This is a genomic window from Aeromonas sp. PI_26 (genome assembly GCF_027854445.1).
GTDB classification, from domain to species: Bacteria; Pseudomonadota; Gammaproteobacteria; order Enterobacterales; family Aeromonadaceae; genus Aeromonas; species Aeromonas veronii.
The window spans coordinates 25052-43470 of record NZ_JAJNOE010000021.1; the positions used below are offsets into that span (position 1 = coordinate 25052).

17 protein-coding genes are annotated in these 18419 nt (G+C 61.5%); 3 read left to right on the forward strand and 14 right to left on the reverse strand.

Annotated elements, in window-relative coordinates:
- Position 1: 1 nt before the first annotated feature.
- The 4 genes from LRL22_RS18325 to phnR all read right to left on the reverse strand — a co-directional run bounded on the left by LRL22_RS18325 (position 2) and on the right by phnR (position 4949).
- On the reverse strand, positions 2–1738 hold the full coding sequence (locus LRL22_RS18325) for a putative 2-aminoethylphosphonate ABC transporter permease subunit (protein ID WP_270906051.1): 1737 nt from the start codon (positions 1736–1738) through the stop codon (positions 2–4).
- Positions 1735–2829, reverse strand: coding sequence for a putative 2-aminoethylphosphonate ABC transporter ATP-binding protein (locus LRL22_RS18330; protein ID WP_216950904.1), 1095 nt, complete (start codon positions 2827–2829; stop codon positions 1735–1737). The genes LRL22_RS18325 and LRL22_RS18330 overlap by 4 nt, the downstream gene beginning before the upstream one ends.
- 272 nt (positions 2830–3101) lie before the next feature.
- Entirely contained in the window at positions 3102–4121 is a 1020-nt protein-coding gene (locus LRL22_RS18335; protein ID WP_043824248.1) for a putative 2-aminoethylphosphonate ABC transporter substrate-binding protein, read from the reverse strand.
- 120 nt (positions 4122–4241) lie between these two features.
- Positions 4242–4949 carry a phosphonate utilization transcriptional regulator PhnR gene (gene phnR, locus LRL22_RS18340; protein ID WP_005352498.1) on the reverse strand — a complete coding sequence of 236 codons (708 nt, stop codon included), beginning with the start codon at positions 4947–4949 and terminating at the stop codon, positions 4242–4244.
- 265 nt (positions 4950–5214) lie between these two features.
- On the opposite strand from phnR, the gene phnW reads away from it, so the two are divergent.
- From phnW to phnX, 3 genes are read left to right on the forward strand one after another with little or no spacing between them, the layout of a single operon-like run.
- Positions 5215–6357: a 2-aminoethylphosphonate--pyruvate transaminase gene (gene phnW / locus LRL22_RS18345; RefSeq protein ID WP_270906052.1), complete on the forward strand. Its 1143-nt coding sequence runs from the start codon at positions 5215–5217 to the stop codon at positions 6355–6357.
- On the forward strand, positions 6354–7793 hold the full coding sequence (locus LRL22_RS18350) for an aspartate aminotransferase family protein (RefSeq protein WP_216950901.1): 1440 nt from the start codon (positions 6354–6356) through the stop codon (positions 7791–7793). The genes phnW and LRL22_RS18350 overlap by 4 nt, the downstream gene beginning before the upstream one ends.
- Positions 7786–8625 carry a phosphonoacetaldehyde hydrolase gene (phnX, locus tag LRL22_RS18355; protein ID WP_270906053.1) on the forward strand — a complete coding sequence of 280 codons (840 nt, stop codon included), beginning with the start codon at positions 7786–7788 and terminating at the stop codon, positions 8623–8625. The genes LRL22_RS18350 and phnX overlap by 8 nt, the downstream gene beginning before the upstream one ends.
- A gap of 98 nt (positions 8626–8723) precedes the next feature.
- Here the strand turns inward: phnX and LRL22_RS18360 are convergent, their stop codons facing one another.
- The 10 genes from LRL22_RS18360 to nrfA all read right to left on the reverse strand — a co-directional run bounded on the left by LRL22_RS18360 (position 8724) and on the right by nrfA (position 18159).
- On the reverse strand, positions 8724–9176 hold the full coding sequence (locus tag LRL22_RS18360) for an NUDIX hydrolase (RefSeq protein ID WP_216950898.1): 453 nt from the start codon (positions 9174–9176) through the stop codon (positions 8724–8726).
- Positions 9177–9230: 54 nt separating this feature from the next.
- Complete coding sequence (locus tag LRL22_RS18365; RefSeq protein ID WP_254127551.1) at positions 9231–9773, reverse strand: DUF2268 domain-containing putative Zn-dependent protease; 543 nt, start codon at positions 9771–9773, stop codon at positions 9231–9233.
- Between the two features lie 178 nt (positions 9774–9951).
- Positions 9952–11157 carry a heme lyase NrfEFG subunit NrfF gene (nrfF, locus tag LRL22_RS18370; RefSeq protein ID WP_270906054.1) on the reverse strand — a complete coding sequence of 402 codons (1206 nt, stop codon included), beginning with the start codon at positions 11155–11157 and terminating at the stop codon, positions 9952–9954.
- Entirely contained in the window at positions 11154–11768 is a 615-nt protein-coding gene (locus LRL22_RS18375; protein WP_270906055.1) for a DsbE family thiol:disulfide interchange protein, read from the reverse strand. The genes nrfF and LRL22_RS18375 overlap by 4 nt, the downstream gene beginning before the upstream one ends.
- Entirely contained in the window at positions 11765–13732 is a 1968-nt protein-coding gene (nrfE, locus tag LRL22_RS18380; protein ID WP_270906056.1) for a heme lyase NrfEFG subunit NrfE, read from the reverse strand. The genes LRL22_RS18375 and nrfE overlap by 4 nt, the downstream gene beginning before the upstream one ends.
- Positions 13733–13778: 46 nt before the next feature.
- A complete protein-coding gene (locus tag LRL22_RS18385; RefSeq protein WP_270906057.1) occupies positions 13779–14222 on the reverse strand; it encodes a hypothetical protein in 444 nt (147 codons plus the stop codon).
- Between the two features lie 119 nt (positions 14223–14341).
- Positions 14342–15295, reverse strand: a complete 954-nt coding sequence (gene nrfD, locus LRL22_RS18390; protein WP_270906058.1) for a cytochrome c nitrite reductase subunit NrfD — start codon at positions 15293–15295, stop codon at positions 14342–14344.
- 87 nt (positions 15296–15382) lie between these two features.
- The gene (gene nrfC, locus LRL22_RS18395) at positions 15383–16075 is read right to left on the reverse strand and encodes a cytochrome c nitrite reductase Fe-S protein (RefSeq protein ID WP_270906059.1); all 693 of its coding nucleotides are present in this window, start codon (positions 16073–16075) and stop codon (positions 15383–15385) included.
- Positions 16072–16671, reverse strand: coding sequence for a cytochrome c nitrite reductase pentaheme subunit (nrfB, locus tag LRL22_RS18400; RefSeq protein WP_270906060.1), 600 nt, complete (start codon positions 16669–16671; stop codon positions 16072–16074). The genes nrfC and nrfB overlap by 4 nt, the downstream gene beginning before the upstream one ends.
- A 51-nt stretch (positions 16672–16722) precedes the next feature.
- Positions 16723–18159: an ammonia-forming nitrite reductase cytochrome c552 subunit gene (gene nrfA / locus LRL22_RS18405; RefSeq protein WP_425292798.1), complete on the reverse strand. Its 1437-nt coding sequence runs from the start codon at positions 18157–18159 to the stop codon at positions 16723–16725.
- Positions 18160–18419 lie beyond the last annotated feature (260 nt).

Consider the following 18419-nt stretch of genomic DNA (forward strand, 5'->3'; position numbering starts at 1 on the left):
GTTATTGGTGGCGCCAGCGCTGGGTGCGATCCAGCAGGGCGCGGCTCAAAAAGAGCTGGAGCAGCTTGACGGTGGCGGCGGCCAGCAGGATCAGGGTGGCCATGGCGGCGGCCGCGGCGGTATCGCCGGAATCCTCCATATTCAGCACGGCGATGGAGGCGAGCACGCTGTCGCTCGAATAGAGGAAAATCACCGCCGAGGTGGTGGTCATGGCGTTGACGAACAGATAGATAAAGATCTCCAGCAGTGCGGGCAGGGAGGCGGGCAGGGTGACTCGCCAGAACGCCTTCCAGAGCGGAATGCGCAGAGAAATGGCCACCAGCTCCAGCTCCTTGGGCAACTGCTTGAGGCTGGTCAGCGCCGTCATATGACCCACGGTGTAGTAGTGAATGACGCAGGAGAGCACCATCAACGGCAGGGTGCCGTATAGGCCGCCAAAGAGAGGATTGCCGTTGAAAAAGAAGATGTAACCCAGCCCCAGCACCATGCCGGGTACCGCCAGCGACAGCATGGCAAGCAGATGTAGCAGCTGGCGCAGCGGCGCGAAATGGCGCCCCTTCTCCTGCGCCCAGGCCAGCACCATCACCAGCACGGTGCCGATAAGCGCGGTATAGAGGCCCAGCTGCAAGGTGTTGGTAAAGGGCTGCCAGCCGTAGACGCTATTGCTGTCAAAGGCGTAGTGATCCAGCGTCAGCCCGAGGTTATAGGGCCAGAACTGAACCAGGGAGCCGTAAACGGCCATCCCCACCAGCGCCAGAAACAGCAGGGCCCAGAGCGTGCACCAACCGAGCGCCAGCAGATCCCGCAGCCGATGGGGTTTGGGTTGATAGGGCACCGCCTTGATGCTGCTCTGCTCCTGCATCTTGCTGCGCACTCTGTGCTCCAGCGCAAAGCTCAACAGTGCCGGCAGCAGCAGGGTGACGCTGGCAACGGCGCCGAGGGAGAAGTTCTGCATCCCGATCACCTGCCGGTAGATGTCGGTAGCCAGCACGCTGTACTGGCCGCCAATCACCTTGGCCACCCCGAAGTCGCAGATGGTGAGGGTGAAGACCGCGATGGCGGCGCTGAGCAGGCCATAACGGGCGGTCGGCAGGGTGACGGTGACAAAGGTGCGCCAGCCGCTGCTGCCCAGCATCCGGGAGGCTTCATAGAGGCGGGCATCGCTCTGGCCGAGCGCAGTGATAAGGATCATCAGGGCGTGGGGGAAGCACCAGAAGCCCAGACCAATGACGATGCCGATGGGGCCGTAGATGCTCTCGCCGCCGAGCAGCCCCTTGGCGATCCCCTGATTGCCAAACCAGTAGACCAGACTGATGGCGGGCAACAGGGAGGGCATCAACAGCGGGATCAAACCGATGAGGCGAAACAGGCTCTTGCCCGGCATACAGGTGCGGGTGAGGGCGTAGGCGTAGCCAAAGGCGATGGTCACCACCAGCGCGGTGATCAGCACCCCGAGCCAGAGGGTGTTGCCGATGGTGTGCCCCAGATGAGGGGAGTCGAAGTAGGCGCTGAAGTTGGCAAGGCCCACCCAGAGGCCGTTCTCATCCTGCAGACTCTTTTGCAGCATGGTGAGCAGCGGCAGCAGCAGACCGCCGGTGAGCAGGGCAATGCCGAGCACCAGCAGGATCAGTTGCAGCAGCTGATCCCGGCTCCAGCCGCGACAGAGCCGCTGCCAGCGAGAGTCTTGGCGGGCTGTCACTGGTGGCAGCAGGGAGGAGGTCGCGAAGGGGGCTGTCATGGGCGATCTCCTTCGAACAGCTGCATTGCCCCGGCGGGCCAGTGCAGCGAGCAGCGCATGCCGCTGCGCCAGCCACCCTGTTCGTGGCGGGGTAGCTCGTGGGTCGGGCGCTCCACCAAAATTTGCTGCGGGCCCAGGTAGGTGTCGGCGGTGCAGATTAGGCGCTGGGCGGCGCCGAGAAACTCCACCTGATCGATGGTTGCTTCAACGCCATGTTGACCAAGATACGGCTCGCTCGGCGCGCTTAGCGTGATAGCCTCGGGGCGGATCGCCACCTGCAATTTGCTGCCGGCCGCGGCCTGATTGGCGAGTTGCAACGGTTGTTCGTTGAGACGCACCTGATTGGGGCTCAGCACCAGGGTCTCGAGGAAGTTCATGGTACCGACAAAGCTTGCCACGAAACGGCTGGCAGGCTGGTGGTAGATCTCCTGCGGAGTGCCCACCTGTACGATGCGGCCGCCCTCCATCACCACGATGCGATCAGCCATGGTCAGCGCTTCTTCCTGATCGTGGGTCACCATGATGGTGGTGATGCCAAGGCGCTGCTGCAGGGCGCGGATCTCGCTGCGAAGGTGGGTACGTACCAGTGCATCCAGCGCGCTGAGCGGTTCGTCCAGCAACAACAGACCGGGGGAGAGGGCGAGCGCCCGGGCCAGCGCTACGCGTTGCTGCTGGCCGCCGGAGATCTGGCTCGGGTATTTGTGGGACTGGGCAGTGAGATCCACCAGCCCCAGCCAGTGATCGACCCGCTCCTTGATGAGATCCCGCGCCAGCCCCTGATTCTCAAGGCCGAAGGCGATGTTCTGGGCCACCGTCAGGTTGGGGAAGAGGGCATAGGATTGAAACACGATGCCAAAATCGCGCTCCTGGGGCGGCAGCCGGGAGATATTGCGTCCCCCTTGCCAGATCTCGCCGCTGTCCGGCAGATCCAGCCCGGCGATGGCTCTGAGCAGGGTGGTCTTGCCGCAGCCGGAGGGGCCGAGAAAGCAGATAAACTCCCCCGGCTCAATGGTCAGAGAGATCCCCTTGAGGGCCTGAAAAGCACCGAACTGCTTGTTGAGATGTTGAATGTCCAGATAGGGCTGGGTCATGGTTCGACTCGCTACTGATTTGGTATATACCAGTTTGCAGGTGAAGTGTGACGGTCAGGTGATCGGGGGATGACAGCTTGATGACAGTCAAATGACATCGGGCCGTCAGCAAGTGGCTGGGCCCTGTGTGGATGGGCGAAGCGTCGCTAATTGAAGGCAATACAAACTCGGGAAGTTAAAACCAAAAAGCGAAGGCCAACACCTGTTGGCCTTCGACTGACAGTTTATTGGTGGTTGTGTGTGGGGCGTTAACAAACCGCCGCCCTTCACGCTTACTGTTTGGCTTCGGTCTTGCCGTCGAAGCTGGCGCTCCACTGGGCCAGGATGGCGTTACGCTCGCGGGCTGCCCAGCTAAAGTCGTTGTCGATCATCTGGCCTTTGATATCCGCCGGATAGCCCGCTCTCGGTTGGGCCACATCGGGGATGGCGACCACGGCGAACGATTTGTTGTAGAGGGCGTTGGCCTGTTCGGTGGCGGCAAAGTCGAGCAGCTGTTTGGCGGCTTCCAGCTTGGGGGTGCCTTTGATGATGGCGGCAGCTTCCATATCCCAACCTGACCCCTCTTTCGGGAACACCACCTCGATGGGTGCACCCTTGGCCTTGAGGCTGGTGGCCGGGAAGTCGAAGGAGATCCCGATCACCGTCTCACCGCTGGCGGCCAGCTTGCAGGGGGCAGAGCCCGAGTGGGTGTAACGGTCGATGTTCTGGTGCAGGCCGTTCATAAATTGCCAGCCCTGCTGTTCGCCCATGGTCTGCAGCCAGCCCGCAACGCTCAGGTAACCGGTGCCGGAGGAGCTGGGGTTGGGCATGATCACCTTGCCCTTGTAGATGGGCTTGGTGAGGTCGGCCCAGCTGGTGGGGGCCGGGATCCCCTGTTTTTCCGCCTCTACCTTGTTGAAGCAGATAGCGCTGAAGAAGGCGTCCAGACCGATCCAGTGCGGCTCGGCCTTGCTGTCGCGAAAGCGGCTGTCGAGCTTCTCCAGCCCTTTCGGTGCATAGGCATTGAGCATCTGCTGCTGATCGAGCTGCATCAGGCTGGTGGCGGCCAGTCCCCACACCACATCCGCTTTGGGCTGGGCTTTTTCTGCCAGCAAGCGGGCGGTGACCACGCCGGTGGAGTCACGCACCCACTTGATGTTGATGTCCGGATGCTGGCGCTCGAACGCGGTTTTCAGCTCGTTGAGCTGCTCCGGTTCGAAGGCGGTGTAGACGGTGAGATCGGTCGCGGCCAGTGCCGGGGCGGTCATGGCAGCCAGCACGGCGGCGGCCAGCAGATGGGTTCCCTGTTTCATCCTCTTCTCCAGTTAAATTGGTTTGGTATAAACCAGATTGGTCGAGAGAGAGGCTAGGGGATCTTTATGACGTGACCGTGACAGCCCCGTGACGTTTTGCCGTTCCTGATTTATCCGTGACTAATCCTGGGTATCCACCTCGATCTCCAGACTGTCGTGACGCCAGTACTCCAGATCGAAGTCGAGCACCCGGCCGTGCTGATCGAAGTTGAGCCGCTCGAGGCGCAGGGCGGGCAGACCGGCGGTGGCCCCCAGCGCCTTGGCCACCTCGTCCGGCAGGGCGGTGGGGAAGAAACGCACCTGCATGCGGGCGTAGTGGAGATCGTAATGGGCCTGGTAGATCTCGGTCAGACTGCCGTTGAGATCCAGCGCCAGCAGGCCGGGCACCCGCTCAGGCAGGCAGTGGTTCTCGCAGTAGCAGATGGCACGCCCGTTGGCGTAGCGCAGTCGCTTGAGCAAAAAGAGGCTGTCAAACGGCTTGAGCTGCAACTGCGCCATCAACGCGGGCGGCACCGCCTGGCGGCTTTTCTCCAGTAGTTCGGTGTGCGGCTCACCCCCTTGCTCCCGCACTATCTGGTGAAAGTTGGAGGTGCGTCTGGGGTTCAAGCGAAAGCGTGGCGGTGTGACGAACCAGCCGCGGCGATCCTCCCGATAGATAAGGCCGTTCGCCTCCAGCTGCACCAGCGCCTCGCGGATGGTAACCCGGGTGGTGCCATAGAGTTCCCCCAGCAGCCGCTCGGAGGGAAGCTTGTCGTTGGGGGCCAGCCCCCCTGCCAGGATCTGGTTGGCGAGGGCATCTTTGATTTGCAGATATTGCGGTTTGCTCATGAAAATCCCTGGTTTTGCAATAAGTTGTGCAATGAGTTGGGCAATTGGCTGGGCACAGGACAGGTCATCTGCCCGGTCGTTTCACGGCAACATCAACATGCGTTGGTAGATACCAGAATCGCCCCTGTTGTTCAGGCTTCCTAGATTATCGCGATCCCTGCGCTGAAAATGAATTTTTTGTTGCACGTAGCGCCACCCCTTTGACCTTGGCGGGGGAGTTACCCACAATGCGCTCATTCTGGTATATACCAATAGGAGCGAAATCATGACCCATATTCCTGCGGCCCCCGCCGCCGTCGATTACCTGCTGCTGACCCCAGGCCCCCTCTCGACCACCGCTACGGTGCGCGCCGCCATGCTGCAAGACAGCTGCACCTGGGATGCGGACTACAACCAGGGCGTGGTGGAGCCCATCCGCCGCGAGCTGGTGCGCCTCGCCACTGGCCCGGAATATCAAAGTGACTACAGCGCAGTCTTGCTGCAGGGGAGTGGCAGTTATGTGGTGGAGAGCGTACTGGGCTCGGCGATAGGTAGCGATGAGTGTCTGCTTATCATCAACAACGGCGCCTACGGTGCCCGCATGGGGGAGATGACCCGCTGTCTTGGCCTGCGTCACCATGAGTTCGATTGCGGCGAGACCACCCGCCCGGAACCCGCCGCCATCGAGGCGATGCTGGCGCGCCACCCCGAGATCACCCACTTGGCCATGGTGCACTGCGAGACCACTACCGGCATGCTCAACCCCCTTGAGGAGGTGGCTGCGCTCTGCCAGCGCCGCGGCATTCGCCTGATCGTCGATGCCATGAGCAGCTTTGGCGGTATCCCCATCGACATGGGACGCCTTGGCATCGAGTTTCTCATCAGCTCGGCCAACAAGTGCATTCAGGGGGTACCGGGCTTTGGCTTCGTCATCGCCCGCCGCGCCGCGCTGGTGGCCTGCGCCGGTCGCGCCCGCTCGGTCTCCCTCGACCTGCACGCCCAGTGGCAGACCATGGAGCTGCAGGGGGGCAAGTGGCGCTTTACCTCGCCCACCCATACTGTGCTTGCCTTTTCCCAGGCGCTGCGTGAGCTGGACGAGGAGGGGGGCATTGAAGCCCGTCATCAGCGCTACAGTGAAAATCAGCGTACGCTGGTGGCGGGGATGGCTGCGCTTGGCTTTGCGCCGCTGCTGCCAGAACAGTGGCAATCCCCCATCATCACCGCCTTCTACTCTCCGGCCCACCCTGACTACCGCTTTGCCGATTTCTACCAGCGGCTCAAGGCGCAGGGCTTTGTTATCTATCCGGGCAAGGTCTCCCAAGCCGATTGCTTCCGTATCGGCAATATCGGTGACGTGACCCCGGAGCGGGTGCGCGAGCTGCTCGCCGCCATGGCCAGCGCCTGTTACTGGCAAGGGGACGCGCGATGACCAGCATGCTGGCTCAGGGTCGTGATCTGCGTGGCCGCGATTTGCATGACCATAAGCTACACGGCAGCGGCCGTGCCGACAGCGAAGGGGATATCAACCTCGGCGAGGGGCGGGCGCGCTGGTGGGCGGGCCAGAGCGAGGCGGTGCAGGCGGGATTGGCGGAAGATAGCCGCTACTTCCTCCATCAGGCACTCTCCACCCCCTGTCTGGATTTGATCGAGGGGGCGCAGGGGAGCTGGTTGACCAGCGTATCGGGCAAGCGTTACCTCGATTTTCACGGCAACAGCGTCCATCAGCTGGGTCACGGTCACCCCAGGGTGGTGGCCGCGGTGCAGCAGCAACTCGCCGATCTGCCGTTTGCGCCCCGCCGCTACACCCATCAGGTTGCCATCGACTGCGCCCGCACCCTGGCTGAACTGGCCCCCGGCGATCTCAACCGGGTGCTGTTCGCCCCCGGTGGCAGCGAGGTGGTGGGGATTGCCCTGAAGCTCGCCCGTTTCATCACCGGCAACAGCAAGGTGGTGTCCCTCTGGGATGCTTTTCACGGTGCCTCCCTCGATGCCATCTCGGTCGGCGGCGAGGCCTGTTTTCGCGCCGGTATGGGCCCGCTGATGGCCGGAGTGGAGCGCATCCCGCCGCCCACCCGTTATCGCGGTGTCTGGTACTGCGGGGAGGGTGATGACCTGCACTACGCCGATTATCTGGAGTACGTCATCGAGAAGGAGGGAGGGATCGGCGCCTTTATCGCCGAGCCCATCCGCAACACCGATGTGCAGGTGCCCTCGAAAGCCTACTGGCAGCGGGTGCGGGAGATCTGCGATCGCCACAAGGTGCTGCTGATTGTCGACGAGATCCCCAACGCCCTGGGGCGCACCGGCCACTGGTTCAGCTTCGAAGAGTTCGGCATCGAGCCCGACATCATCTGTCTGGGCAAGGGGCTGGGGGGCGGGGTGGTGCCGTTTGCCGCGCTCATTACCCGCGACCATTTCAATCAGGCTGCGGCCATCTCGCTCGGTCACTACACCCACGAGAAGAGCCCTATCGGCTGCGCGGCGGCGCTCGCTACCATCAGTACCATCCGCGAAGAGGGGTTGCTGGCAAAAGCGCAGGAGGATGGCCGTTTTATGGCGGCCGAGCTCGGCAAGTTGGCCGAACGTCACCCGCTGATCGGGCAGGTGCGCGGTATCGGTATGCTTTGGGCGCTCGATCTGGTGGTCGATCACCAGAGTCGCACCCGCAACAGCCAGGCCGCCGAGCGCCTGCTCTACCGCTGTCTGGAGCTGGGGCTCAGCTTCAAGGTCTCCCAAGGGAACGTCATCCAGCTCTCGCCACCGCTCAATATCGCCCGCGCCGATCTGGTGCGCGCCATCACCATTCTCGATCACGCCCTTGGCGAGATCGCACTTTCACCGAAACAGGAACATCACCATGACTGATTTGCAGACTGCCATCGACCCGACCACCGACGTGGAGGCGCTGATCCTCGACTGGGCCGGCACCGTCGTTGATTTCGGCTCCTTCGCCCCCACCTCCATCTTCGTCGAGGCCTTCGCCCGCGCCTATGACTTTCCCGTGACCCTGGATGAAGCACGCCAGCCCATGGGCCTTGGCAAGTGGGATCATATCGCCGCGCTGGGCCGTCTGCCCTCGGTGGATGCGCGTTGGCAGGCCCGCTTTGGCCACCCCATGAGCCACGCCGAGGTGGACCACCTTTATCACACCTTTATGCCGCTGCAGATTGCCGCCGTGACCCGCTTTGCCGCCCCCATCCCCGGCGTGTTGCCGGTGCTGGACGCTCTGCGGGTGCAGGGGATGAAAATCGGCTCCTGCTCCGGTTACCCCCGTCCGGTGATGGAGGCGCTGGTACCTGCTGCGGCCGATCATGGCTATCGGCCGGATCACTGGGTGGCCACCGACGATCTCAAAGCCGGTGGTCGCCCCGGTCCCTGGATGGCGCTGGCCAACGTGATTGAGCTGGGAGTAAGCGCGGTGCATCGCTGCATCAAGGTGGATGACGCCGTGCCGGGTATCAGCGAAGGGTTGAACGCGGGCATGTGGACGGTGGGATTGTCGGTCTCCGGCAACGAATTTGGTGCCACTTGGGACGAGTTTGCCGCCATAAGTGAGACGGAGATCGCCGCCCGGCGCGCACCGGCCGAGGCCAAACTGCGGGCGGCGGGGGCACACTATGTGATTGATACCCTGGCCGACATCGCCCCGGTTATCGCCGATATCAACCGCCGTCTGGCCGCTGGCGAGCGGCCGTAGGCCATCTGCTTGGTCTAACAAAAGCGCTTGGCTGGCTTTAGATGCAACACGCCCCCATCCGGGGGCGTGTTGCATCTACAGGGGGAAGTTGTGCGCAGTCAGCGGATATCGACCCGCATCAGGGGAGAGGGGGCGTTGTCGACAAAGTGGTGCCAGATATGGTCGTAGAGCGCCTTCTGGCCGGGGAAACTCACCAGCGCCTTGGCCTCGGCCAGAGAACACCAGCGATATTCGGTGTGCTCGTCGTTGAGGGTCACCGCCTGATTGGGCGGGCAATAGACCACAAAGACCGGTACCACCTCCACCGTATTCAAGGCGGCATCGTAAAACTGCTCCAGATACTGGCCGTTGTAGAGTTCGGTGACCCTGATCCCCGTCTCTTCGCCAAACTCCCGAATAATGGTCTGCCAGCCGGTTTCACCCGCCTCCACCGTGCCTGCCACATGACACCAGAAGCCCCCCTTGACCCGTTTCATCACCAGCAATTTGGTTTCGCCATCGACAGTGGTAAGGGCAACGCCGGAGACGGCCTTGCAGCGAATGGGGATCATGATCTTCTCTCCGGGTTTGGGCTCTGTGATAGCCATGAATAGTGTGAAGGCGTGTTAATTGAAATACGCCTCGGCGGGCAGGCCCATGACCTCTATTTCATTCAGGCCATTTTTGGCCAGATAGTTGGCCACCAGATTGAACCCCACCCAGTAACCGGCATATTTGGGAAATAGCCGGTTATCACGGCAGTAGAAAAAGTCTAAAAAGTTGAACTGCTTGCTGGATAGATGGGGCGTCATCTCTGCCAGGAGCGATTGCCAGTCATGGTGATGAGACTCCTTGAACAGCGAGGGGAGGGTGCCGCCATTGAACCTCTGCTCAAAGTAGCAGGCCAGCCCTTCAAAAATCAGGTTTTCGGCCAGTGTTTCTGCTTCCACCTTGTTCTTCTTTTGCACGATATGGTGGACTTCGTGGGCCAGCACGGCAGGCAATTCGGTGATGATCACCTCTTTGATATCAGGCCGTTCCAGATCAAGCTGGAGTTCTATTCGATACATGTTGATGGCCCAGCCACCGATACCCGAGTCGGGAGCATCCCCCTCGGCAAAAGGACTGAAGGTGACATCCAGTTGGGAGAGATCGAACAAGGTATTCAATTTGTGCGCCGTCTAGGCAAAAACGTGCCTAATGGTGTCATCGAGCCCATCGAATTTGCCCGAGTCGTTTAACAGGGTGAGTTGCATCCAGACATCCTTGTCTATTGAAAGAGAGTGCTGAGCCACTTGCGTGGTCGCGGCGCCATATCACCACGATTACCCTCCTTCAATCAAGGGGTTACCCGCCCATTATGCTTGCCGTCTGGATCGCCTCGATCAGCGCGGCCCGATTGATGCGAGGGCGCTCGCCATCGAGCAGTTGCTGCCACAGCGCAATGGCCTGACGGTAGCGACCATGCAGAAAGTGATCGGAGGCGAGCAGCATCAGGGCGCTCACTTCCCCCGCGTCCTGCTTGAGGGCGCTCTCCAGCAGGCGGGTTGCCTCGGGAGTCAGCTGCTGGCCCGCCTGATAGTAGAGCACAGTGGCTTGGGCGGCCTGGGTCGCTGCACTGGCTCCCCCCTCCAACAGGGCGATACGCTGATAGGCGAGCAGGGCGTTGTCATATTCGCCGCGATAGAGATAGAGCTGGCCGAGCGCCGCCCAGCTGTCGAGATCGGCGGGGTTGCGTTGAAGCTTCTGATGCAGACTCCCCAGCTCCTTGTCCTGCAGATCCCGCGGGCTCAACCCCGCCAGCGGATCGGGACGGGATGCATAATCCTGCCATGCCTGATAACGGCCGGTGCTGAGATACACAGCTGCAACGGCTACGCATGCCATGATGCCAAGCAGCAACAAGGCCCGCCCGTGCCGGTTATTGCGGCCGCGATTGTCATGCTGGTTGGCCAGTTGCGCGCGCAGGGCCAGCTCAGTCGCCGGGATGGCGTTGGCCAGGCGGGCGGCGCTCAGCTCCCTGTAGAGTGGTTGGTCGGGGGAGAGACCTGTCTGCTCCCCATGCATGATCAGCCAATTCAATTCGCTGCGCGGATCGGCCGCAGGTTGATGAATGGGTTCAATCATTGCTCTAACGACAGGGATGGCTTGTACCTTTGTGCGCGTGAGGCGGCGAAACAGGGTCAACAGCGCCAGCCCCAACAGCAGCAGGGGACCGCCCCACAGCAGCGCCGTGCTGGCCTTTAAGGGGGGATCGTAGCGGACGAAATCGCCGAAGCGCTCCGTCATGCGGGCGATCACCTGCTCATCTGACTGCCCCTCGTCCACCCAGCGGTAGACCTCTAGCCGCAGATCCTGGGCGATGGGGGAGTTGGACTCCACCAGATTCTGGTTCTGGCACTGGGGGCAGCGCAGGGCGCGGGCCAGCTCTTGCGCCCGATTTTGCAGCTCGGGGTGGCGAAACTGATAGGTGTCGACCCCGCTGGAATATGCAGTTGCACTCAGCAGCATGCCGAGGGCCAGCAGGGCGCAAGCAAGAGAACGGCACATCATGGCTGTGTCTCCCGAGCTGATGTTGCAATAGACGGCGCAATAGATGGCGCAATCGCGGGTGCCATTGTGGCGGCCTTTATCTGCGCATCCGCTCGCGCCTTGTCGAGCAGGGGGGCAAACTGGCGTTGCCAGATCCCTTTGGTGAGTTCGCCGGTGTGGCGGGCGAGCAGGGCACCATCGGCATCAAACAGATAGGTCTCTGGCGTGCCGTAGACGCCGAGCTCAAGAGCCAATTTGCCGTTAGGGTCGGCCAGTACGGCGCGATAGGGGTTGCCCGCCTGGATAAGCCAGGCGCGGGCCGCATCCCCCTTGTCCCGGTAGTTGAGACCGTAGAGGGGCACGGTGCCCGCGAGCTCGCTGAGCAGCGGATGCTCGGCGCGGCAGTTGGCGCACCAGCTGGCCCAGACGTTAAGGACAAAGGGCTCGCCCTTGAGGCTGGCAGTCTGGATCGGACTCCCATCCAGCAGATTGTTGCTTTGCCACGCAGGCAGGGTACGGCCGAGCGTCGCCTCATCCTGGCTGTAGGGATTGTTGCCAAGGCCGAGCCAGAGCAGGATGCCGAGGCTCAGGGTAAGGAGCAGTGGAAGAAAGAGGCGCAGGCGGGATCTCATAACGCCTCCTGTTCGAGCCGGGGATGGGAGGCGCCAACCACAACGGGGCGGGAGGCGAGCAAGGGGTGACGGGCGAGCAGGCGCAGGGTGCCGCCCGCCATCATCAACAGGCCGCCGAACCAGATCCAGCGCACCAGCGGCTTGTAGTGCAGCCGCATGGCATAGGCATCTGGTCCCATCTTCTCACCCAGTACCACGTAGAGATCGCCGAACATTCCCCACGCGATGCCGGGTTCGTTCATGTTCATGGTGCGAACGCTGTAGTGGCGCCGCTCCGGCGTCAGCCGCGCCACCTCTTTACCGTTCTTGTGCACGCTAAGCGTGATGCGCTCGGCGGTGTAGTTGGGGCCGATCACCGGCTCGCGCCCCTCATAGCGAAACTCGAACGCGCCGAGCTGGTAGGGTTGGTTGGCACTTAACACAGTGCCCCCCTCCTGACTGTGGTGACTCACCTGCGCGATGCCAAGGGCGCACACCGCCACCCCGAGATGAGCCAGCAGGCTGCCGAACCGATGGAGGGTGAGCTCGCGCAGCGACGTCGGTTGCAAGAGCGGGAGCAACAGACTGGCCATCAGCCAGAGGCTCACCATATTGGCGAGGATGCCAATCCAGCTACCGGAAAACGATCCCTGTTCCAGATAGGCAAGGCTAAGCAGCCCGCCGCCAAGCAGGCCAAACAGCGGCGGTAACAGCGCGTTGAGTCGGGAATGTGCCGCAAGCTGCTGCCAGCGCAGGCGCGGCAGCTGGGTCATCAGCGTCATCAGGCAGAGGGCCAGCGGCACGAAGATGGTATTGAAATAGGGGGCGCCCACCGAGAGCGAACCCAGATGAAGCGACTGGAACACCATGGGGTAGAAGGTGCCGAGCAGCACGCTGGCGCAGGCCACGCAGAGCAGCAGGATGGCGGCGCCGAGCAGCCCCTCTTTTGACAGCAAGCCAAAGCGGGCATAGGGAGCGCGAATGTCTGCGCGCAGGGCAAACAGGGTGAGGGCGCAGGTCAATAGCAAACCGAGCAGCAACAAGAGGGTGAGGCCGCGGCTGGGGTCCACCGCAAAGGCGTGCACCGAGGTGAGTACCCCGGAGCGCACCACGAAGGTGCCGAGCAGGCTCAAGGCGAAGGTGAAGATGGAGAGTAACAGCACGGCGTGGCCGTAGGCGCCGCGCTTCTCGCAGACAATCAGGGCGTGCAGCAGGGCAGTGCCGAGCAGCCAGGGCAAGAGGGAGGCGTTTTCTACCGGATCCCAGAACCACCAGCCGCCCCAGCCGAGCTCGTAGTAGGCCCACCATGAGCCCAGCACGATGCCGGCGGTGAGAAATACCCAGGAGCCGAGCGCCCAGGGGCGGCTCCAGTGAGCCACGGCGCCATCGAGCCGACCCGAGTGCAGCGCCGCCATGGCGAAAGCGAAGTTGACCGCAAAGCCGACGTAACCGAGATAGAGCAGGGGCGGGTGGATGATAAGGCCGATATCCTGCAGCATGGGGTTGAGGTCGCGCCCCTCCAGTGGTCCCGGGAATTGGCGGTCAAACGGGCTGGAGAAGATCAGGGTATAGAGGCCGAACAGGCCGACGATCAGCCCCATGATGGCCAATACCCGGGTTGTAATAAGCGGATCGACCCGCCTGGAGCAAAGGGCCACCAGAGCGCCCCACAGCCCCAGCGCAAAGACGAAAAAGAGCATGGAGCCTTCATGGCCGCCCCACACCGCCGCCAGCTTGAAGCCCAGCGGCAGGGCACTGTTGGCGTGCTGGGCCACATAGACCAGGGTAAAGTCATCGAGGCCAAAACAGCCGGCGAGCAGCAGCAGGGCGGCCAACAGCAGGAGCGCGACCAGGAGGGCCAGCGGTGTTGCGCAGCCGAGCAGCGGCCGTGAGGCGAGCCGCAGCCCCAGCCAGGGCAGCAGCCCTTGCAGCAGGGCGAGCCCGGTCGCCAGCAACAGTGAGAGATAGCCGAGCTCCGCCAGCACACAACCTCCAAATGCAATTAGAAATTAATTGAATTAATTACAAATTTCAGTCTTTCAACTCAGGCCCAGAAGGCGCTTCTGAGTAGACGTGGAACGTTTCCACAATGGTGCTTTGAGGAAACTCGCCTTTGAAATAGATCCAATGTTCGTCATCCGAAGGGACTGAGGGGGTATCAAGGCAATCATTGACTCGATAGATGGTTACGCCAGCTTTCTTTAATTCTGGGATGGACATTCGGATGACATGGCCGTTGGCAAACCTTCCATTTCCCAAGGCATAGCGTTTGGCTACTTCAAAATGCGGGGTTGTCGATATCCCTCCAGTTGGTTCACCATTCCCACCGTATTCGTGTGAGTGAATGCTATTGGTGATAGAGAGTCCGCATGTGAAATCTGAGTCTCCGCATTGAACTCTGTCATCACCAAACTCAGCGCCTTGCTCTGGATCATCCGATAGCGATTTGGGAACCATGGCATCGGTCACTGTCATATGGCAGTTGAACCCTCGATAAAGAAATTCCAACGTTGTTATCCCCATTTAGATTTCACTTGCGAATCAACGAGCCAGCGCCAGTCACCCGAAGGTGGCTGGCGCTGGTGATCATACCTTTAAACTACAGTCATCTGGCCGGCATAAAGCACGAAGTAGCGCAGCAGCAGGATCCCCACCAGGGTCAGGCTGCAGACCAGCACCAGATAGCCGTTTTTGGCCCGCAGCGGTGCGGGAGCCAGCAGGGCCAGCAACTGGGGCAGCAGCATGCCGACCCCCACCACGCCGACCCAGAACACCTGAGCCCAGAAGCCGCTGCCGATGGCCGCCCACATCGCCACCTCTTTCTGGCCACCACCGAAGTAGAGGCCGGTAAAGAAGCAGACCAGCAGCAACACCTCCACCGCCAGCACCGGCCGCTCGAAGCGGTGAACAAAGCTCACCCCCTGGCTGTGATGGTTCTCCTTGAAGAGCGTCACCGCCAGCAAGATGGTGGAGGCGATGCCGGAGCTGATACCGGAGACCAGAAACAGCACCGGCAGCACCGGGTTGTTCAAGAGCGGATAGGTCTTGAGCGCCGAGAGCAGAAAGCCGGTGTAGGCCCCCAGCAGCACGGCGAGCAGCAGCAACAGCGGCGCCAGCAGCCGTTCGATGCGGGCGAGCCAGCCAATCAGCTCATCCACAAAAGCGAACTTCTCTTGCAGCAGGTGACAACGCAAGGTCTCAATCTCGGCGCGAAACACTACAGCCAGCCAGGCGAACAGCACCGCCATATAGAGCTGAAACAGCATGACCCCCATCGACATCACTGAGTCGAACTGGTAGTGGAACATCAGCTTCCAGAAGGTCCAGGGGCGGGCTAGGTGGAAGATGAGGATCAACAAGCCCAGGATCACGCTCGCTGGCGCCAGAATGGCGGTCGCCTTGATGATGCCGCTCTCGCTGCCGGCCCCCTTGCGGCGCAGCAGCACCGAGAGGGTGCTGGCCCCGGCGGAGATGCCGAGCAGAAAGAGATAGATGGCTATGGGCCAGTCCCACACTAGCGAGGAGAAGTGAAATGCGTCATGCAACATGATCCATTCCTCCTTCTGTTGCTTCGGTAGATGGCGATCGGACAAATCCCCACACGAGGGAAGGGAAGTGAAATGCCGCTTGCATGGTCATGACGTTATCTCCCCTTTGGGCACGCGGTACATCTTGGGTGAGGTGCCGAGTGCCTGCTTGTAGCGATAGGTGGTCTCCTTCACCAGCCGTTGGGCGATGGGGCTGTCCGGGTCATCCAGATTGCCGAACACCAGCGCCTTGGTGGGGCAGGATTCCACGCAGGCCGGCTCCTTGCCCGCCGTCAGGTTGGTCTTGCGGCAAAAGTCGCATTTGTCCGCCACTCGGGTGACCGGGTTGATAAAGCGCACCTGATAGGGGCAGGCGGCGAGGCAATACATGCAGCCGACGCAGAGATCCGCGTCGACATCGACGATGCCATCCTCCTTGCGAATATGGGAGGCGCCGGTGGGGCAGACGTGCACGCAGGGGGCGTTGTCGCAGTGCTGGCAGGACTTGCGAAAGAAGCGGTACTCGGCGTCGGGAAATTCACCGATTGGGCCTGAACGGATGATCTCGAGGCGCGAGACGCCTTCCGGCACTTTGTTCACTTCCCGGCAGGCATCCATGCAGGCGGTGCAGCCGATGCAGGCCGTCTCATCGTGGAGCATGCCATAGCGGATCCCGTCGATGGTCTGGCTGTGGGCGAGGGGGGGGGCAAGGGAGCGGGTGTTGGCACTAGCAGTCCCCGTCATCATGATAAGGGCCCCTGCGCCCATGCCCGCCATAAAGTCACGGCGAGAGCAGCTCATGATGCCTCCTTGCCGGTAGCCGGTTTGGACTGCTCCTGCCGTGCCTTGCTGGCCTCATGCTGCTTGCTGTGGCAGTCGACGCAGAGCTTGATGCGGGATTTTTCCGGGATCCCCACCATGGGCTCCTTGGCCGGATGCAACTGGTGGCAGCTGGTGCAGGTGAGCTTGGTCGCGTGCACGTCGTGGGCCCAGAGCGCCTCGCGCAGCTCTTTAGGCTCGTGGCAGCTCATGCAGACTCCATTCTGCTCGCTGATGGGATAAAGCTTGATGCTCTCTTTATCCTTCAGGCTGTGGCTGAAGCGCATCACATCCTTGACCCCTTCCCGGTGCTGGGGGGAGGGCTGGCCGTGGCAGTTGGTGCAGGTCACCGGCTTGAGGTTGTTGGGATTGGTCGCCTGACCATGCTTGCCGTGCATCCCTTCGCTCTGCTCCTTGTGACAGTCGGTGCAGGCCTTGTCGGGATTGCGTAAAAATTCCACCTCATGTGTAGCTGGAACAGGGGCTGCTGCCGGCTCAGCCGCCTGACACTGCAGGCTGGTGAGCAGCATGGCTGCCATCAGCATCAGTCGTAAAAAATCCATCGTTAAATCACCCATAGGAAGCCTCCATCCGCTGCGGGCCTGGTCTGGCCGGGCCCGCAGGCGCCGTTACTGTGCCAGCCGTCCGGCCGCTTTGGCCTCGGCATCCCAGGCGGGGACCGTGGTCTTGAGGAACTGGGCCTTGTCGCTGTTGAACTGCTTCATATCCATGCCAAGGGCGGCTTGCGCTTTCTCCTTGGTGGAGATGTCGGGGATGGCGATCTCGTGGCTGATCCCCTTGCTGGCCAACAGGCGCGCCAGCTTGGTGCGGGCGTCAGCGGCTTTATCCAGCGCGCTGCCAAGTACCTTGAGGGCCACTTCGGGGGCGTGCATCTGCACCCCGTGGGAGGCGATGGCGTAGTCCCAGCGCCACTGGGCGTGACGGATGTCCTGCAGAATATCCTTCATCTCTGCCTCGGTGGCGCCGGCATCCCAGGCCGCCTTGGCTTCAAAGTGGGCGTGTACCAGCTGCTTCTCGACCTTCAGCTTGGTCTCGATCACCGCCTCTTTGCGCTGCTTGACGAGCCCTTGCAGCATCTCCTTGCTCTGGGTGTGGCAGTTGCGGCAGGTCTGCTCGAAGCGATCGAAGGGGTTACCCACCTTGTGATCGGTGTAGACCTTGCCCTGCTCGTTCTGCACCTTGGGCATGTGACAATCGACACAGGCGATGTTGTTCTGGCCGTGAATGCCGGCGCGCCAGGTTTCGTACTCGGGGTGCTGGGCTTTCAGCATGGGGGTTTTGGAGAGGGCATGAGTCCAGTCGGCAAAGCCGATTTCATCGTAATAGGCCTCCATCTGCTCCACAGTGGTGCCCTTGTCCCAGGGGAATTTGACTGCCTTGGTGGGGCCGCTGAAGTAATACTCCACGTGGCACTGGCCGCACACCTGGGACTGCTGATCAAAGCGCCCCTGCTCCTTGAACGGCTTGCCGATGGCGGTCATGGCCCGATCGGCATAGGGACGGGAGAGGTGCAGGGCAGGTTTACCCTCCTTGAACTCCTTCGAGGCTGTGTCGTGGCAGTCGGCGCAGCCGATGGTGTTGACTACTTCCGGCCCGCCCTTGGCCCACATCCCTTTGAAGTAGCCATCCTCACCCTTCTCGTCGATAACGCGGGCCACGTCCGGGCCTTTGCAGCTCCAGCAGGCCATGGGCAGCGGACCATCTTCGGCTGTTTTCGGGGCGCCAGTACGCAGGGTTTCCCGCACGTCGGTCAGCGCATAGAAGTGGCCGCGCGGCTTGTTGTAATCCTTGGCGAAGGGGTAACCGCCCCACAGCACCACCATATTGGGATCTTCCGCCAGCGCGTCGGTACGCTCCTTGCTTTCGCTGGTGGCTTGCCAGCTGGTGAACTGATCGGCGTGATCCTTGGCGAACAGCTCGCTGCGCGCCTCTATCTTGCCCTTGGTGGTTGCGTCATCAGCCAGTGCCCAGCCGCTGGTGCCAAGGCTGGTAGTCAGCAGCAGGGTGGCGAGGCCCAGTTTGATATGCCTGTGTTGTGAACCCACGTTTATCACTCCCAGATAAATGTTTTGGTCTCGTCTGACCCGTTCCATCTTGGTGTGGATCTTCCCCCCGTCCGGCGGGGTGGGCAGACATTCGCTTGCGGGTGAATAAAACCGCGCAATATATGATTGCTCGAGGGTTACCCTAACAAATAGGTAAATTTAATGATGATTTATCGGAGGGAGAGTTGTGCCAGATCAATTGGTGCACAGGATTGATCGCTGAAATGAGATCTGGATTAAATTTTATGGAAACTCAACTT

Bases quoted from the DNA above. Each gene is read 5' to 3' on its own strand.
- LRL22_RS18325 (WP_270906051.1), bottom strand. From the start codon at position 1,738: ATGACAGCCCCCTTCGCGACCTCCTCCCTGCTGCCACCAGTGACAGCC.
- LRL22_RS18330 (WP_216950904.1), bottom strand. From the start codon at position 2,829: ATGACCCAGCCCTATCTGGACATTCAACATCTCAACAAGCAGTTCGGT.
- LRL22_RS18335 (WP_043824248.1), bottom strand. From the start codon at position 4,121: ATGAAACAGGGAACCCATCTGCTGGCCGCCGCCGTGCTGGCTGCCATG.
- phnR (WP_005352498.1), bottom strand. From the start codon at position 4,949: ATGAGCAAACCGCAATATCTGCAAATCAAAGATGCCCTCGCCAACCAG.
- phnW (WP_270906052.1), top strand. From the start codon at position 5,215: ATGACCCATATTCCTGCGGCCCCCGCCGCCGTCGATTACCTGCTGCTG.
- LRL22_RS18350 (WP_216950901.1), top strand. From the start codon at position 6,354: ATGACCAGCATGCTGGCTCAGGGTCGTGATCTGCGTGGCCGCGATTTG.
- phnX (WP_270906053.1), top strand. From the start codon at position 7,786: ATGACTGATTTGCAGACTGCCATCGACCCGACCACCGACGTGGAGGCG.
- LRL22_RS18360 (WP_216950898.1), bottom strand. From the start codon at position 9,176: ATGATCCCCATTCGCTGCAAGGCCGTCTCCGGCGTTGCCCTTACCACT.
- nrfF (WP_270906054.1), bottom strand. From the start codon at position 11,157: ATGATGTGCCGTTCTCTTGCTTGCGCCCTGCTGGCCCTCGGCATGCTG.
- LRL22_RS18375 (WP_270906055.1), bottom strand. From the start codon at position 11,768: ATGAGATCCCGCCTGCGCCTCTTTCTTCCACTGCTCCTTACCCTGAGC.
- LRL22_RS18385 (WP_270906057.1), bottom strand. From the start codon at position 14,222: ATGACAGTGACCGATGCCATGGTTCCCAAATCGCTATCGGATGATCCA.
- nrfD (WP_270906058.1), bottom strand. From the start codon at position 15,295: ATGTTGCATGACGCATTTCACTTCTCCTCGCTAGTGTGGGACTGGCCC.
- nrfC (WP_270906059.1), bottom strand. From the start codon at position 16,075: ATGAGCTGCTCTCGCCGTGACTTTATGGCGGGCATGGGCGCAGGGGCC.
- nrfB (WP_270906060.1), bottom strand. From the start codon at position 16,671: ATGGGTGATTTAACGATGGATTTTTTACGACTGATGCTGATGGCAGCC.